Origin of the sequence: Pseudomonas gingeri, assembly GCF_013386165.1 — a bacterium.
Classification (GTDB): domain Bacteria; phylum Pseudomonadota; class Gammaproteobacteria; order Pseudomonadales; family Pseudomonadaceae; genus Aquipseudomonas; species Aquipseudomonas gingeri_C.
This window is the reverse complement of record NZ_JACAOS010000017.1, coordinates 276170-290547: the sequence shown is the minus strand read 5'-3', so window position 1 is coordinate 290547 and position 14378 is coordinate 276170. Positions and strand designations below refer to the sequence as shown.

The following is a 14378-nucleotide window of genomic DNA, read 5'->3' as shown; positions in this document are numbered from 1 at the left end:
GGCTGGACATGGGCAGGCGCGACACCGTTACAGGCGCATCGGCATGACGACGTAGGCGGAGTCGTCGTTGTCGGACTCCTGCACCAACGCGCTGCTGTTGGAGTCGGACAGGATCAGACGCACCTGCTCGGTGGTCATCACGCCCAGCACGTCCAGCAGGTAGCTGACGTTGAAGCCGATTTCCAGCGAACCGCCGTTGTAGTCGACGCTGATTTCTTCTTCCGCTTCTTCCTGCTCAGGGTTGTTGGCCTGAATCTTCAGCTGACCATTGGCCAGTTGCAGACGGATACCACGGTACTTCTCGTTGGACAGAATCGCGGTACGGCTGAACGCTTCACGCAGTGCCTGACGATCACCCAGCACCAGCTTGTCGCCGCCTTTCGGCAGAACACGCTCGTAGTCCGGGAACTTGCCGTCTACCAACTTGGAGGTGAAGGTGAACTCGCCGGTGGTGGCACGAATGTGGTGCTGGCCGAGGACGATGCTGACGTTGCCATCCGGCTCGGTCAGCAGGCGGGCCAATTCCAGGATGCCTTTACGCGGCACGATGACCTGGTGGCGATCCGGCTGACCGATATCGGCCTGCATCGAGCACATGGCCAGGCGGTGACCGTCGGTGGCCACGGCGCGAATAATACCGGCCGACACTTCCAGCAGCATGCCGTTGAGGTAGTAACGCACGTCCTGCTGGGCCATGGCGAAGCTGGTGCGCTCGATCAAGCGACGCAACTTGCTCTGGGCGAGTTGGCAGGTCAGCGAACCCGGGCCTTCTTCGACTGTCGGGAAATCGTTCGCCGGCAAGGTGGACAGGGTGAAGCGGCTACGACCGGCCTTCACCACCAGCTTCTGCTCGTCGACCTTGATATCGATCAGGGCGTCGTTGGGCAGGCTCTTGCAGATGTCCATCAGCTTGCGCGCAGGTACGGTGATTTCACCCGGTTCCGCTGGCTCTTCGAGTTGGACGCGACCGACCAGCTCGACTTCCAGGTCGGTACCGGTCAGCGACAATTGCTGGCCTTCGACGACCAGCAACACATTGGAGAGCACCGGCAAGGTCTGGCGGCGTTCAACGACGCCTGCGACCAGTTGCAGGGGTTTCAACAGGGCTTCGCGTTGAATAGTGAAATGCATGGTCTAGTCCCTTGCCTTAATAAGCTGCGCTGGTGTCATCAAGTGGTCAGTGTACGCAGCAGGTTCTTGTAGTCCTCGCGGATGTCCGCGTCGGATTCCTTAAGTTCGTTGATCTTGCGGCATGCATGCAAGACCGTAGTATGGTCGCGCCCGCCAAAGACATCACCAATTTCAGGCAAGCTGTGGTTGGTCAGTTCCTTGGACAAGGCCATGGCGACCTGGCGTGGACGTGCCACCGAGCGCGAACGGCGCTTGGACAGCAGGTCGGAAATCTTGATCTTGTAGTATTCGGCCACCGTCCGCTGAATGTTATCCACAGACACCAGCTTGTCTTGCAACGCCAGCAGGTCTTTCAGCGACTCGCGGATCAGCTCGATGGTGATATCGCGACCCATGAAGTGCGAGTGAGCAATCACCCGCTTCAGCGCGCCTTCGAGTTCACGGACGTTGGAACGAATACGTTGGGCAATGAAGAACGCCGCATCATGGGGCAGTTCGACTTTCGCCTGGTCGGCCTTCTTCATCAGGATCGCGACGCGGGTTTCCAGCTCGGGCGGTTCGACCGCCACGGTCAGGCCCCAGCCGAAGCGCGACTTCAGGCGCTCTTCCAGGCCTTCGATCTCTTTCGGATAACGGTCGCTGGTCAGGATCACTTGCTGACCGCCTTCAAGCAAGGCGTTGAAGGTGTGGAAAAACTCTTCCTGGGACCGTTCCTTGCGGGCGAAGAATTGAATGTCGTCGATCAGCAGGGCGTCCACCGAACGGTAGAAGCGCTTGAACTCGTTGATGGCGTTCAGCTGCAAGGCCTTGACCATGTCCGCGACGAAACGCTCCGAATGCAGGTAGACCACCTTGGCATTCGGGTTCTTCTTTAATAGGTGGTTACCCACAGCGTGCATCAAGTGGGTCTTACCCAGGCCGACACCGCCGTACAGGAACAACGGGTTGTAGCCGTGCTTGGGGTTGTCCGCCACCTGCCAGGCCGCAGCCCGGGCCAATTGGTTGGACTTGCCTTCGACGAAATTCTCGAAGGTGAAGGTGCGGTTCAGGTAGCTGGTGTGCTTGAGCGCACCTTCCACCTGGACGGTGCGCTGTTCGGCGCGTACCGGGGCCTGTTGCGAACTGGCGCCGGCCATCGGGTCGAAACTGTCACGGGAAGGTTCCTGGCTGACTTCGACCGCCGTCTTCGGGGTCGGTGCCGGCTGAGCCTGTGCTGCCGGGGCGACCGCGACCGGTGCCGGAGCACTGGCGGCCATGGCCTGGGAAGCGGCGGCGGCCAACGGGGCATTTGGCGCGGCACGGGGGGCGGAACTGCGTTTGCTGCCTATTAATAAGGAAAGCGCAGGCGCCAGGCCGTTGCCATGCTCGTTCAACAGTTCGAGCAAACGTCCCAGGTACTTTTCATTGACCCAATCGAGCACAAAACGGTTCGGTGCATAGACACGCAACTCGTCGCCTTCGGCTTCGACCTGTAGTGGACGGATCCAGGTGTTGAATTGCTGGGCAGGCAGCTCATCACGCAGAAGCTCCACGCACTGCTGCCAAAGTTCCACTGACACGGATATCCCCTAAGTTGAAAGCCGGTGAGGCAAAAACAAGCGGCCATTGTACCGGCAGGCCGAGCACTTATCCACATGTAGGTTGCAGGGACAACCTGAAGAATCAACCGCTTATCGGTGGACAAAGCGACCAATGGTATGTGCATAAGCTCTGTGGATAACCGCCCTTGAGGCCGTTGCACAAGTGGGGGCGAAAGTCTGTGGGTAACTGGCCTGTGGATAACAAGGCATTCCACCCACAGCTTATCCGACAGCGCAGCACAGGCGGGGCACCGTTTACCCACTCAGTTGTCATTCTCTGTACAGTACGTGTTTTCTGGCCTCAGGGCACTTATCCACAGATAACTGCCTCCCTAGCTTCTATAAGCTTTACAGAAAAGCTTTAAATATTTCCCTTCTTTATTCTTATATCTAGGTCACGGTGGGTGCGGGGCAGAACGGGGCGAATATCTATATGAAGTAAAAGCTGGTTGGAAATTGACCTGCGGGCTTGCTTTCTCTAGAATCCCCGGTCTCTTAAAACGGGGGCCATTCCGGCCCGTTGTGACGAACCAGGTAGCAACGCCATGAAACGTACTTTCCAACCCAGCACTATCAAACGCGCCCGCACCCACGGCTTCCGTGCTCGCATGGCAACCAAGAACGGTCGTGCCGTCCTGTCGCGTCGCCGCGCCAAAGGCCGTGCTCGTCTGGCAGTTTGATAATCCGGCGCGGGTGGTGAGTCAGGACTTCAGTCGGGAAAAGCGTCTGCTTACTCCTCGGCATTTCAAGGCAGTCTTTGACTCCCCCACCGGCAAGGTTCCGGGGAAAAATCTCCTGCTCCTTGCGCGCAACAACGACCTTGATCATCCCCGCCTGGGGCTGGTTATCGGTAAAAAGAGCGTCAAGCTCTCCGTTCAGCGCAATCGCCTCAAACGTCTGATGCGCGATTCGTTCCGTCTGCACCAGGATTCACTGGTCGGCTGGGACATCGTTATCGTCGCGCGCAAAGGTCTGGGCGATATCGAAAACCCTGAATTGATCCAGCATTTCGGCAAACTCTGGAAACGCCTGGCCCGTACGGCGCCAGCGGTACCTGCAGGCAAAACCGAAAATGTGGGGGTAGACAGCCCAGATGCGTAAACTGGCCCTCGTTCCGATCCAGTTTTATCGCTATGCCATCAGTCCCTTGATGGCCAATCACTGTCGTTTCTACCCCAGTTGTTCTTGCTACGCGTATGAAGCCATCGAAACTCATGGACTCCTGCGCGGTGGCTGGCTGACCGTTCGTCGCTTAGGTCGCTGTCATCCGTGGAATGCCGGTGGTTATGACCCGGTTCCACCAATCCCTACCTCCCGTTCTTCTTCGATGGCCGAGTAATCATGGATATCAAACGCACGATCCTGATCGTCGCCCTGGCAATCGTGACCTATGTCGGGGTCCTGAAATGGAACCAGGACTACGGTCAAGCTGCCTTGCCGACCCAGAATGTCGCTTCCAGCACCACTGTTCCCGGCTTGCCGGATTCGGTATCTGGTAACAAAGCAAGCGCCAGTGATGACATTCCACGTGCAGCCAATGACACCAGTGCACCTGTTGAAGCACCGGTGGCTGTCAGCAACGACCTCATCCATATCAAAACGGATGTGCTCGACCTGGCTATCGATCCGAAAGGTGGGGATGTTGTTCAGCTGAAGCTGCCACTTTATCCACGTCGTCAGGATCATCCGGAAATTCCTTTCCAGTTGTTCGACAACGGTGGCGAGCGTACCTACCTGGCCCAGAGTGGCCTGATCGGTACCAACGGTCCAGACGCCAGTTCGGCCGGTCGCCCGCTGTATGCTTCGGCACAGAAAAGTTATCAGCTGGCTGATGGTCAGGACCAAGTGGTCGTCGACCTGAAATTCAGCGAGAACGGTGTCAATTACATCAAGCGTTTCACTCTGAAACGCGGCCTGTATGACATGACCGTGTCTTATCTGATCGACAACGAAAGCGCCCAGCCTTGGTCGGGTGCGATGTTCGCCCAGCTGAAACGCGATAACAGCACCGATCCATCCTCCAGCACCGCCACCGGCACCGCGACTTACCTGGGCGCCGCCCTGTGGACAAGTTCCGAGCCGTACAAAAAAGTGTCGATGAAAGATATCGACAAGGGCCAGCTGAAGGAAACCGTCCAAGGTGGTTGGGTTGCCTGGCTGCAACACTACTTTGTGACCGCTTGGGTTCCGGCCAAGGGCGACAGCAATGTCGTGACCACCCGCAAGGATAGCCAAGGCAACTACATCATCGGCTATACCGGTCCTTCGCTGACTCTGGCACCAGGCCAGAAAACCGAAACCAGCGCCGTTCTGTACGCCGGTCCGAAAAGCCAGGCTGTGCTGAAACAGTTGTCCCCAGGCCTGGAACTGACGGTCGACTACGGCATCCTGTGGTTTATCGCCCAACCGATCTTCTGGCTGCTGCAACATATCCACAGCCTGCTGGGTAACTGGGGCTTCTCGATCATCGTTCTGACCATGCTGATCAAGGGTCTGTTCTTCCCATTGTCGGCGGCCAGCTACAAATCGATGGCGCGCATGCGTGCCGTGGCACCGAAACTGGCGGCACTGAAAGAGCAACATGGCGACGACCGGCAGAAAATGTCGCAAGCCATGATGGAGTTGTACAAGAAAGAGAAGATCAATCCACTGGGCGGCTGCTTGCCGATCCTGGTGCAGATGCCGGTTTTCCTTTCCCTGTACTGGGTGTTGCTGGAAAGCGTTGAAATGCGCCAGGCACCATTCATCCTGTGGATTACCGACCTGTCGATCAAGGATCCGTTCTTCATCCTGCCGATCATCATGGGCGCAACCATGTTCATCCAGCAGCGTCTGAACCCGACTCCGCCGGATCCGATGCAGGCCAAGGTGATGAAGCTGATGCCAATCATCTTCACCTTCTTCTTCCTGTGGTTCCCTGCAGGTCTGGTGCTGTACTGGGTTGTGAACAACTGCCTGTCCATCACCCAACAGTGGTACATCACACGTAAGATCGAAGCGGCTACCAAGAAAGCCACTGCGTAACCTACTCTGTGGATAACCACTCAAGACGCCCCCTAGTGGGGCGTTTTGCTATCTGTCATTTTTAGTGTCGAGACCCGATTCATGAATGCTCCTCGGGAAACCATCGCCGCCGTTGCCACCGCCCAGGGCCGTGGTGGGGTCGGTATCGTCCGACTTTCCGGGCCTCTGGCACACGCCGCGGCGCTGGCCATCGCCGGGCGCGAGTTGAAACCGCGGTATGCCCATTACGGCCCGTTTCTCGATGGAAATGCTGACGTGCTCGATGAGGGTATCGCGCTGTATTTCCCGGGGCCGAACTCCTTTACCGGGGAAGATGTGCTTGAACTGCAGGGCCACGGTGGTCCGGTGGTCCTCGATATGTTGCTGCAGCGTTGTCTGCAACTGGGTTGCCGACTGGCGCGGCCGGGGGAATTCAGCGAACGGGCGTTTCTCAATGACAAACTCGACCTGGCCCAGGCCGAGGCGATTGCCGATCTGATCGAAGCCAGTTCCGCACAGGCGGCGCGCAATGCGCTGCGTTCGTTGCAGGGCGCATTTTCCATGCGTGTGCATAACCTCACTGAACAACTCATCGGTCTGCGGATCTATGTGGAAGCGGCCATCGACTTTCCCGAGGAAGAAATCGACTTCCTCGCCGACGGTCATGTGCTGTCCTTGCTCAATACCGTACGCAATGAGTTATCCACAGTGATGCGCGAAGCCGGGCAGGGTGCCTTGTTGCGTGACGGCATGACAGTGGTGATTGCCGGCCGGCCGAATGCCGGCAAGTCGAGCCTGCTCAACGCCTTGGCGGGTCGCGAGGCGGCCATTGTCACCGAGATCGCCGGCACCACCCGTGATGTCCTGCGTGAACATATCCACATCGATGGCATGCCCCTGCATGTGGTGGATACCGCAGGTTTGCGTGATACCGACGACCAGGTGGAAAAGATCGGTGTGGAACGGGCACTCAAGGCCATTGGCGAAGCCGATCGGGTGTTGCTGGTGGTGGATGCCACCGCACCGGAGGCTGTGGATCCTTTTGCCTTGTGGCCGGAATTCCTCGAGCAGCGGCCAGATCCGGCCAAGGTCACCTTGATCCGTAACAAGGCCGATCTGAGCGGCGAAGCCATGGCGATGGAAGTCAGCGAGGATGGCCATGTCACCATCAGCCTGAGTGCCAAGGTCGGTGGTGAAGGGCTGGAGCTGTTACGCGAGCATCTCAAGGCCTGCATGGGCTATGAGCAGACCTCCGAGAGCAGCTTCAGCGCTCGCCGACGCCATCTGGAAGCCCTGCGTCATGCCAGCGCGGCCTTGGAGCACGGTCATGCACAGCTGACCCTGGCGGGCGCCGGCGAGCTGTTGGCTGAGGATCTACGGCACGCCCAGCAGTTCCTGGGTGAAATTACCGGGGCATTCAGCTCCGATGACCTGCTGGGGCGGATCTTTTCCAGCTTCTGTATCGGTAAATAGCGCCCGGCTTCAGCCCTTTCTCTGGTTCGGGTAGCGCCTGGCGGCGCTATCGCGAGCAAGCTCGCTCCTACATAGCGGGCATAAATCCTATTGGTTTGTCTGGTCGCCGAATGATTTCGAATCGTTCCGGCGGCTTTCGGCTGCCTGGAATTTGCCCCACCAGGCATTTTTCTGTGGATTAAGCCCTGTGAATAACCGTGCCTCAGGTCAGTTGATAAGTGGGCTTGAAAACGGAGGATGAACCCGCTTGTGGATAACCATCCGTTTAATCCACAGGCTTAGACCGGTTATCCCAACCCCTCGTGGCCACATGACCACAGACTTTTGAACCTCTGTACACATTGATAAATAAGGCCTGTAGAACCTTATCCACAGAAAGGGTGCTCACTAAGAATAAACATAAAAACAAAGATTTAATAAATTTCTTTCTTTTTAATTTCTATTGTCCGCACTTCTCCACAGCTGGTTAAATTTTGTGCAAAGGGTTCTTTAGGAAGGGGGAAGCCCCTATACTTGTCGACCTGGTTCAAAAACCTGAGCCAAACCCATTCCTAATTACCTACTTGAAGCAGGCACGAGGTGCGTGGTGGATTTCCCTTCCCGTTTTGAAGTGATCGTCATCGGCGGCGGTCATGCCGGTACCGAGGCAGCACTGGCGTCCGCACGCATGGGGGCAAAAACCCTGCTGCTGACGCATAACGTGGAAACCCTCGGTGCCATGAGTTGCAACCCCGCGATCGGCGGGATCGGCAAAAGCCATCTGGTGAAGGAAATCGATGCCCTCGGCGGCGCGATGGCCATCGCCACCGATAAGGGCGGCATTCAGTTTCGCGTCTTGAACAGTCGCAAAGGCCCAGCCGTGCGCGCTACCCGCGCCCAGGCCGACCGCATTCTGTACAAGGCCGCGGTGCGCGAGATCCTGGAGAACCAGCCGAACCTGTGGATATTTCAGCAGGCCGCCGACGACCTGATCGTCGAGCAGGACCAGGTTCGCGGTGTGGTGACCCAAATGGGTCTGCGCTTCTTCGCCGAATCCGTGGTGTTGACCACCGGCACCTTCCTCGGTGGACTTATCCACATCGGGATGCAGAACTATTCCGGCGGCCGTGCCGGCGATCCACCGTCGATTGCCCTGGCTAAACGTCTGCGGGAGCTGCCGCTAAGGGTTGGCCGGCTGAAAACGGGCACACCGCCACGTATCGACGGTCGCTCTGTGGATTTCTCGGTGATGTCCGAACAACCGGGCGATACGCCGATTCCGGTGATGTCGTTCATGGGCTCGAAAGAGCAGCATCCACGGCAGGTCAGTTGCTGGATTACCCACACCAACGCCCGCACCCACGAAATCATTGCTGCGAACCTCGATCGTTCGCCGATGTATTCCGGGGTGATCGAAGGCATCGGCCCGCGCTATTGCCCGTCGATCGAAGACAAGATTCATCGCTTTGCCGACAAGGAAAGCCACCAGGTCTTTATCGAGCCCGAAGGCCTGACCACCCACGAGCTGTACCCGAACGGGATATCCACATCCTTGCCGTTCGACGTGCAGTTGCAGATCGTCCAGTCGATCCGCGGCATGGAAAACGCCCATATCGTGCGGCCGGGTTATGCCATCGAGTACGACTACTTCGATCCCCGTGACTTGAAGTACAGCCTGGAAACCAAGGTCATCGGCGGTTTGTTCTTTGCCGGACAAATCAACGGCACCACCGGTTACGAAGAAGCCGGTGCCCAAGGTTTGTTGGCCGGAGCCAACGCCGCACTGCGTGCCCAAGGCAAGGACAGCTGGTGTCCGCGTCGCGACGAGGCGTACATCGGTGTGTTGGTCGACGACCTGATTACCCTGGGTACCCAGGAACCGTATCGGATGTTCACCTCCCGCGCCGAATACCGGCTGATCCTGCGCGAAGACAACGCCGACCTGCGTCTGACCGAAAAAGGTCGCGAACTGGGTCTGGTGGATGACGCCCGCTGGGCGGCGTTCTGCACCAAACGCGAAAGCATCGAGCTGGAAGAACAGCGGCTGAAAAGCACCTGGGTTCGCCCGGGTACCGAACAGGGCGATGCCATTGCCGAAAAATTCGGTACACCGCTGACCCACGAATACAACTTGCTGAATCTGCTGAGCCGTCCGGAAATCGACTACGCTGGTCTGGTCGCCGTGACCGGGCAGGGCGCTGAAGACCCGCAAGTCGCCGAGCAGGTCGAGATCAAGACCAAATACGCCGGGTATATCGACCGTCAGCAGGACGAGATTGCTCGTCTGCGCGCCAGCGAAGACACCAAACTGCCTGTGGATATCGAGTACACCACCATCTCCGGCCTGTCCAAGGAGATCCAGGGCAAGCTCGGCGCCACGCGTCCGGAGACGCTCGGCCAGGCTTCGCGGATCCCGGGTGTGACGCCGGCGGCGATTTCCCTGTTGATGATTCACCTGAAAAAACGCGGCGCCGGCCGTCAGTTGGAGCAAAGCGCTTGAGTTCGTTGGTTACTTCGCAACACGCAGAAGAGTTATCCACAGGTGCGCGCCAACTCGGCGTCAACCTGAGTGAAACCCAGCACGCCTTGCTGCTGGGTTATCTGGCCCTGTTGATCAAATGGAACCAGGCCTACAACCTCACCGCCGTTCGTGATCCTGACGAAATGGTCTCGCGCCATCTGCTCGACAGCCTGAGCGTGATGTCCTTCGTCGAAAACGGCCGCTGGCTGGATGTCGGCAGCGGCGGTGGGATGCCGGGGATTCCCCTGGCGATCCTGTTTCCCGATTCGCAAGTGACCTGTCTGGACAGCAACGGCAAGAAAACCCGCTTCCTGACCCAGGTCAAACTCGAACTCAAGCTGGACAACCTGCAAGTTATCCACAGTCGGGTCGAAGCCTTCCAGCCGCCGCAGCCGTTCAACGGGATTATTTCCCGGGCCTTCAGCAGCATGGAGAACTTCACCGGCTGGACTCGCCACCTCGGCGACGCTGACACACGCTGGCTGGCAATGAAGGGCGTCCATCCCGCGGATGAGCTGGTAGCATTGCCGGCAGACTTCCACCTCGATAGCGAACACGCCTTGGCCGTACCCGGTTGCCAAGGCCAACGCCATCTGCTGATACTGCGCCGCACGGCATGATTGGGAACACAAGCAAGAATGGCTAAGGTATTCGCGATAGCGAACCAGAAAGGTGGTGTGGGCAAGACCACCACCTGCATCAACCTCGCAGCATCCCTGGTCGCGACCAAGCGCCGGGTGCTGTTGATCGATCTCGATCCACAGGGCAACGCCACCATGGGTAGCGGTGTGGATAAGCACGGCCTGGAAAACTCCATCTACGATGTACTGATCGGCGAATGCGACCTGGCCCAGGCCATGCACTTCTCCGAGCATGGCGGTTATCAACTGCTGCCGGCCAACCGCGACCTGACGGCGGCCGAAGTGGTGCTGCTGGAAATGCAGATGAAAGAAAGCCGTCTGCGCAACGCACTGGCGCCGATTCGCGAGAATTACGACTACGTCCTCATCGACTGCCCGCCGTCGCTGTCGATGCTGACGCTCAATGCATTGGTGGCCGCCGATGGCGTGATTATCCCCATGCAGTGTGAATACTATGCCCTGGAAGGGCTCAGCGACCTTGTGGATAACATCAAGCGCATCGCCGAGCTGCTCAATCCGGAGCTGAAGATCGAAGGCCTGTTGCGGACCATGTACGACCCGCGTCTGAGTTTGATGAACGACGTTTCCGCACAGCTCAAGGAACATTTCGGTGAACAGCTGTACGACACCGTGATTCCACGCAACATCCGTCTGGCCGAGGCCCCGAGCTACGGCATGCCGGCGCTGGCATACGACAAACAATCTCGTGGCGCCGTGGCCTATCTGGCCCTGGCAGGCGAGATGGTTCGTCGTCAACGCCGCCCTTCACGCACCGCAGCTCCGGCAACTTAAGGAATCCCCATGGCCGTCAAGAAACGAGGTCTCGGACGTGGACTGGATGCACTGCTGAGTGGTCCGACTGTCAGCGCGTTGGAAGAACAGGCTGTCCAGGCCGATCAACGGGAACTGCAGCACCTGCCGCTGGACCTGATCCAGCGCGGCAAGTATCAGCCGCGCCGGGACATGGACCCGCAGGCACTGGAAGAACTGGCGCAATCGATCAAGGCCCAGGGCGTGATGCAGCCGATCGTGGTGCGTCCCATCGGCAGCGGTCGCTTTGAAATCATCGCCGGTGAACGCCGCTGGCGCGCCAGCCAGCAGGCCGGGCAGGAAACCATTCCGGCCATGGTCCGCGATGTGCCGGATGAAACCGCCATCGCCATGGCGCTGATCGAGAACATCCAGCGCGAAGACCTCAACCCGATCGAGGAAGCCGTGGCCCTGCAGCGTTTGCAGCAGGAGTTCCAGCTGACCCAGCAACAGGTCGCCGAAGCGGTGGGCAAGTCCCGCGTGACCGTGGCCAACCTGCTGCGCCTGATCGCGTTGCCGGAAGTGATCAAGACCATGTTGTCCCATGGCGACCTGGAAATGGGCCATGCCCGTGCCTTGCTCGGTTTGCCGGATGACCGGCAGGTCGAAGGGGCGCGACATGTTGTCGCACGGGGTCTCACCGTGCGCCAGACCGAGGCACTGGTTCGCCAGTGGCTGAGCGGCAAACAGGAGCCTGTCGAGCCGGCCAAGGTCGACCCGGATATCAGTCGCCTCGAACAGCGCCTGGCAGAGCGGCTGGGCTCTGCGGTGCAGATCCGCCATGGTCAGAAAGGAAAAGGCCAACTGGTGATTCGCTATAACTCCCTGGATGAACTACAAGGGGTACTCGCCCACATCCGCTGAAACATTTCCTCATGTAGCGAGCAGTCGGAAATCACTACCCGGCAGTTGAATAGGGGCTGAACCGCCCCTATACTCTGCGCGCATTTTGTCGGCACAATTTATGCCAAGTTATTGATTGGCGGCGGCCGACCTTTGAGGAGCGCTAGTGATGGAAACCCGCAGGCCAAACAGGTTGCCGTTCCATCGCTTGGCGGTATTTCCGGTTTTGTTGGCCCAGTTTGTCGTTTTGCTGGTGGCGGCGTTGGCGCTTTGGCAATGGCATGGAGTCGTTGCCGGATATTCAGGACTCTGCGGAGGCCTGATAGCCTTGCTCCCCAATGTGTATTTTGCTCACAGGGCCTTTCGGTTTTCCGGCGCCCGAGCAGCCCAGTCCATCGTCCGGTCTTTTTATGCCGGCGAGGCGGGTAAATTGATTTTGACGGCAGTGCTGTTTGCACTGACGTTCGCAGGTGTGAAGCCATTGGCGCCGATAGCAGTCTTCGGTGTCTTCGTGCTGACCCAGTCGGTCAGCTGGTTCGCACCCGTGCTAATGAAAACAAGACTTTCGAGACCTTAGGGCGTTTGAGGCAACCATGTCAGCAGAAACAACCGCTTCGGGCTATATCCAGCACCACCTGCAGAACCTGACCTTCGGTCAGCTCCCTACTGGCGGCTGGGGCTTTGCCCATTCCGCAGCAGAGGCCAAGGCCATGGGCTTCTGGGCATTCCACCTGGATACTCTGGGCTGGTCTGTTGCACTGGGCCTGATCTTCATTCTGGTTTTCCGCCTCGCGGCGAAAAAAGCCACGTCCGGCCAACCCGGTGCCTTGCAGAACTTCGTTGAAGTCCTGGTCGAGTTCGTCGACGGCAGCGTGAAGGACAGCTTCCACGGTCGCAGCCCGGTGATTGCACCGCTGGCCCTGACCATCTTCGTCTGGGTGTTCCTGATGAACGCCGTCGACCTGATCCCGGTCGACTGGATTCCTCATCTGGCGATGCTGATCACCGGCGACGAGCACATCCCGTTCCGCGCCGTGTCGACCACCGACCCGAACGCGACCCTGGGCATGGCGTTCTCGGTCTTCGCGCTGATCATTTTCTACAGCATCAAGATCAAGGGCCTCGGCGGTTTCATCGGCGAGCTGACCCTGCACCCGTTCGGCAGCAAGAACATTTTCCTGCAGGCCCTGTTGATCCCGGTGAACTTCCTGCTGGAATTCGTCACCCTGATCGCCAAGCCGATCTCCCTGGCCCTGCGACTGTTCGGCAACATGTATGCCGGCGAGCTGGTGTTCATCCTGATCGCCGTGATGTTCGGCAGCGGCCTGCTCTGGCTCAGCGGCCTGGGCATCGTGCTGCAATGGGCGTGGGCGGTGTTCCACATCCTGATCATCACCCTGCAGGCGTTCATCTTCATGATGCTGACCATCGTCTATCTGTCGATGGCACACGAAGAAAACCATTAAGAGCTGTCTCGGCGGCTCTGATGTCCCCGGCGCCTCGGCGCGGGGTGGCCCCGCAAGGGGCCGCGAAACGATTTGTTTTACCGCTTTAAATTAAAAAAACCTAAACCATACGACGTAAAAGTCGGGAGGAAAGATGGAAACTGTAGTTGGTCTAACCGCTATCGCTGTTGCACTGTTGATCGGCCTGGGCGCACTGGGTACCGCAATTGGTTTCGGCCTGCTGGGCGGCAAGTTCCTGGAAGGCGCCGCGCGTCAGCCAGAAATGGTCCCAATGCTGCAAGTCAAAATGTTCATCGTTGCCGGTCTGCTCGACGCCGTAACCATGATCGGTGTTGGTATTGCTCTGTTCTTCACCTTCGCGAACCCCTTCGTTGGTCAACTCGCTGGCTAATCACTCGGATGTTTCGAGTAGATTGGTGTGATGGACAACGAACGAGCGAGGTGTTGGCGTGAACATTAATGCGACCCTGATTGGCCAGTCCGTTGCGTTCCTCATTTTTGTACTGTTTTGCATGAAGTTCGTGTGGCCTCCGGTCATTGCGGCACTGCACGAACGTCAGAAGAAGATCGCGGATGGACTGGACGCTGCCAGCCGAGCAGCTCGCGACCTGGAGTTGGCCCAAGAAAAAGCGGGTCATCAACTGCGCGATGCGAAAGCTCAGGCAGCCGAAATCATTGAGCAAGCCAAGAAACGCGGTAACCAGATCGTCGACGAGGCCCGTGAACAGGCTCGTGTCGAAGCTGACCGTGTGAAGGCTCAGGCTCAGGCCGAGATCGAACAGGAACTCAACAGTGTCAAAGACGCGCTGCGCGCCCAATTGGGTAGCCTGGTCGTCAGCGGTGCTGGGAAGATCCTGGGCCAGTCAATCGATCAAAACGCGCACGCAGAGCTGGTTAACAAACTGGCTACTGAAATCTAAGCGAGGGCGAT

The 14378-nt window shown here is 58.3% G+C and carries 15 protein-coding genes; 13 read left to right on the top strand and 2 right to left on the bottom strand.

Annotation, left to right across the window (positions count from 1 at the left end):
• Positions 1 to 27: 27 nt before the first annotated feature.
• Positions 28 to 1131: a DNA polymerase III subunit beta gene (gene dnaN, locus HX866_RS21530; RefSeq protein ID WP_121135677.1), complete on the bottom strand. Its 1104-nt coding sequence runs from the start codon at positions 1129 to 1131 to the stop codon at positions 28 to 30.
• Positions 1132 to 1169: 38 nt separating this feature from the next.
• Entirely contained in the window at positions 1170 to 2690 is a 1521-nt protein-coding gene (gene dnaA / locus HX866_RS21525; RefSeq protein WP_177093889.1) for a chromosomal replication initiator protein DnaA, read from the bottom strand.
• A gap of 566 nt (positions 2691 to 3256) precedes the next feature.
• On the opposite strand from dnaA, the gene rpmH reads away from it, so the two are divergent.
• The 13 genes from rpmH (at position 3257) to HX866_RS21460 (ending at position 14367) form a co-directional block, all read left to right on the top strand.
• On the top strand, positions 3257 to 3391 hold the full coding sequence (gene rpmH / locus HX866_RS21520; RefSeq protein ID WP_003213577.1) for a 50S ribosomal protein L34: 135 nt from the start codon (positions 3257 to 3259) through the stop codon (positions 3389 to 3391).
• A gap of 13 nt (positions 3392 to 3404) precedes the next feature.
• Complete coding sequence (gene rnpA, locus HX866_RS21515) at positions 3405 to 3812, top strand: ribonuclease P protein component (protein ID WP_177101515.1); 408 nt, start codon at positions 3405 to 3407, stop codon at positions 3810 to 3812.
• The gene (yidD, locus tag HX866_RS21510) at positions 3805 to 4050 is read left to right on the top strand and encodes a membrane protein insertion efficiency factor YidD (protein WP_100939920.1); all 246 of its coding nucleotides are present in this window, start codon (positions 3805 to 3807) and stop codon (positions 4048 to 4050) included. The genes rnpA and yidD overlap by 8 nt, the downstream gene beginning before the upstream one ends.
• 2 nt (positions 4051 to 4052) lie before the next feature.
• Positions 4053 to 5735 (top strand): membrane protein insertase YidC, encoded by a 1683-nt coding sequence (yidC, locus tag HX866_RS21505; protein ID WP_177093890.1) that lies wholly within the window; start codon positions 4053 to 4055, stop codon positions 5733 to 5735.
• Between the two features lie 81 nt (positions 5736 to 5816).
• Positions 5817 to 7187 carry a tRNA uridine-5-carboxymethylaminomethyl(34) synthesis GTPase MnmE gene (gene mnmE, locus HX866_RS21500; RefSeq protein WP_177140380.1) on the top strand — a complete coding sequence of 457 codons (1371 nt, stop codon included), beginning with the start codon at positions 5817 to 5819 and terminating at the stop codon, positions 7185 to 7187.
• A 586-nt stretch (positions 7188 to 7773) separates the two neighbouring features.
• Positions 7774 to 9666 (top strand): tRNA uridine-5-carboxymethylaminomethyl(34) synthesis enzyme MnmG, encoded by a 1893-nt coding sequence (mnmG, locus tag HX866_RS21495; RefSeq protein WP_177093892.1) that lies wholly within the window; start codon positions 7774 to 7776, stop codon positions 9664 to 9666.
• Positions 9663 to 10307 (top strand): 16S rRNA (guanine(527)-N(7))-methyltransferase RsmG, encoded by a 645-nt coding sequence (rsmG, locus tag HX866_RS21490; protein ID WP_177125670.1) that lies wholly within the window; start codon positions 9663 to 9665, stop codon positions 10305 to 10307. Before mnmG ends, rsmG begins: the two co-directional genes overlap by 4 nt.
• An 18-nt stretch (positions 10308 to 10325) precedes the next feature.
• Complete coding sequence (locus HX866_RS21485) at positions 10326 to 11120, top strand: ParA family protein (protein ID WP_177093894.1); 795 nt, start codon at positions 10326 to 10328, stop codon at positions 11118 to 11120.
• A gap of 9 nt (positions 11121 to 11129) precedes the next feature.
• Positions 11130 to 12002, top strand: a complete 873-nt coding sequence (locus tag HX866_RS21480) for a ParB/RepB/Spo0J family partition protein (protein ID WP_177093895.1) — start codon at positions 11130 to 11132, stop codon at positions 12000 to 12002.
• 148 nt (positions 12003 to 12150) lie between these two features.
• Positions 12151 to 12558, top strand: coding sequence for a F0F1 ATP synthase subunit I (locus tag HX866_RS21475; protein WP_121135662.1), 408 nt, complete (start codon positions 12151 to 12153; stop codon positions 12556 to 12558).
• A 16-nt stretch (positions 12559 to 12574) separates the two neighbouring features.
• Positions 12575 to 13447: a F0F1 ATP synthase subunit A gene (atpB, locus tag HX866_RS21470; protein ID WP_177093896.1), complete on the top strand. Its 873-nt coding sequence runs from the start codon at positions 12575 to 12577 to the stop codon at positions 13445 to 13447.
• 133 nt (positions 13448 to 13580) lie between these two features.
• Positions 13581 to 13838 (top strand): F0F1 ATP synthase subunit C, encoded by a 258-nt coding sequence (gene atpE, locus HX866_RS21465; protein WP_002555987.1) that lies wholly within the window; start codon positions 13581 to 13583, stop codon positions 13836 to 13838.
• Between the two features lie 58 nt (positions 13839 to 13896).
• Entirely contained in the window at positions 13897 to 14367 is a 471-nt protein-coding gene (locus tag HX866_RS21460; protein ID WP_177093897.1) for a F0F1 ATP synthase subunit B, read from the top strand.
• The last annotated feature ends 11 nt before the right edge of the window (positions 14368 to 14378 follow it).

What these genes read in the sequence shown, in the direction of transcription:
- HX866_RS21475 (WP_121135662.1), top strand. Translation starts at nt 12,151, where the DNA reads ATGGAAACCCGCAGGCCAAACAGGTTGCCGTTCCATCGCTTGGCGGTA.
- HX866_RS21480 (WP_177093895.1), top strand. Translation starts at nt 11,130, where the DNA reads ATGGCCGTCAAGAAACGAGGTCTCGGACGTGGACTGGATGCACTGCTG.
- HX866_RS21485 (WP_177093894.1), top strand. Translation starts at nt 10,326, where the DNA reads ATGGCTAAGGTATTCGCGATAGCGAACCAGAAAGGTGGTGTGGGCAAG.
- atpE (WP_002555987.1), top strand. Translation starts at nt 13,581, where the DNA reads ATGGAAACTGTAGTTGGTCTAACCGCTATCGCTGTTGCACTGTTGATC.
- rpmH (WP_003213577.1), top strand. Translation starts at nt 3,257, where the DNA reads ATGAAACGTACTTTCCAACCCAGCACTATCAAACGCGCCCGCACCCAC.
- dnaN (WP_121135677.1), bottom strand. Translation starts at nt 1,131, where the DNA reads ATGCATTTCACTATTCAACGCGAAGCCCTGTTGAAACCCCTGCAACTG.
- yidC (WP_177093890.1), top strand. Translation starts at nt 4,053, where the DNA reads ATGGATATCAAACGCACGATCCTGATCGTCGCCCTGGCAATCGTGACC.
- yidD (WP_100939920.1), top strand. Translation starts at nt 3,805, where the DNA reads ATGCGTAAACTGGCCCTCGTTCCGATCCAGTTTTATCGCTATGCCATC.
- mnmE (WP_177140380.1), top strand. Translation starts at nt 5,817, where the DNA reads ATGAATGCTCCTCGGGAAACCATCGCCGCCGTTGCCACCGCCCAGGGC.
- atpB (WP_177093896.1), top strand. Translation starts at nt 12,575, where the DNA reads ATGTCAGCAGAAACAACCGCTTCGGGCTATATCCAGCACCACCTGCAG.